A 687-nucleotide genomic window follows, 5' to 3' on the forward strand; every position below is an offset into this window, starting at 1 on the left:
GATAAGGTTGCGCTGACGGTGAGCCCAGTCGTGAGCAGCGTCTTCCATGCGTTATTCATTTCTATTCTCCTAGTAATTGATTTATATCAAGTTATTTTTTTGGCTTAAGTCGGTACACGAGTGAGGCCGGGCCTTTTTCGTACCAACGTATTTTCTTATCTCGACTGTTGATGCCAATCGTCTGAGTAAGTCTGTCGAGTAAAATGGCGAGGATAACAATGCCTAAGCCACCGACAGCCGCGAGACCCATATCGAGACGACCAATGCCGCGTAACACCATTTGTCCTAAACCGCCGACCGCTATCATTGAGGCAATCACGACCATAGAGAGTGAAAGCATCAAGGTTTGGTTGACCCCCGCCATTATCGTTGGCATAGCCAGTGGCAGTTGAATTCGGTAGAGCATTTGTTTTGGGCTAGCCCCAAAAGCGTGCCCAGCTTCAATCAGCTCTTCAGGAACTTGTTGAATACCTAAGATGGTTAAACGAACAATCGGAGGCAGTGCAAAGATAATGGTGACGACGACACCCGGAACATTCCCAATACCAAACAGCATGACAATCGGAACTAAGTAGACAAAGGCAGGCGTTGTCTGCATGGCATCTAGCATGGGCCGAATGATCTTAGCTGAAGTTTCACTACGAGCGAGCCATATCCCCGTGGGAAGGCCAATAAGAAGGCAGAAAA

1 protein-coding gene is annotated in these 687 nt (G+C 47.9%); it reads right to left on the reverse strand.

Features of this window, described 5'->3' with window-relative positions; genetic code table 11:
* Positions 1–91: 91 nt before the first annotated feature.
* Positions 92–687: ABC transporter permease subunit (locus B7C60_RS17430; RefSeq protein ID WP_245868366.1), on the reverse strand; the 596-nt coding region annotated here is incomplete at its 5' end.

Origin of the sequence: Vibrio fujianensis, from assembly GCF_002749895.1 — a bacterium.
Lineage (GTDB): Bacteria > Pseudomonadota > Gammaproteobacteria > Enterobacterales > Vibrionaceae > Vibrio > Vibrio fujianensis.